We start from the raw sequence: 402 nt of genomic DNA on the forward strand, positions 1-402 counted from the left end.
CCTATCAGAGCCGTGGAAGACCACCACGTTGATAGGCCGGGTGTGGAAGTGCGGCAACGCATGCAGCTTACCGGTACTAATAGCTCGATCGACTTGATCACTCCCATTTACAATATCCATCATTTTGGTTTGAACTTCGTTCAAGCCAAAATCATTCTCCTGTCCTCACGCTGTCGCGGCTAACGCCGCTTCGCTCCGGACGGGGCGCCGGAACACCGGCGGCATGCAGTCGCATGCTTCGTGTTATCAGCACGGAAAGACAAAGCACAAAGGCAAAGGAAAGGCGCAGACCAAACATACTGCCCTATTCCCCTACTGCCTTACTGCCCTGAACCAGCTTCTCATTTGTGTTCTTCGCCGACCTGGTGGTTATGGCGGAGCGGCTGCACCCGATCCCATTCC

General features: G+C 54.7%; 1 rRNA gene. It reads left to right on the top strand.

Features of this window, described 5'->3' with window-relative positions:
* Positions 1-101: ribosomal RNA gene (locus ACS5UA_RS22895) — 23S ribosomal RNA — on the top strand; the annotation flags it as partial.
* Positions 102-402 lie beyond the last annotated feature (301 nt).

The organism is Brucella sp. RRSP16 (genome assembly GCF_052246815.1).
Taxonomy (GTDB): domain Bacteria; phylum Pseudomonadota; class Alphaproteobacteria; order Rhizobiales; family Rhizobiaceae; genus Brucella; species Brucella intermedia.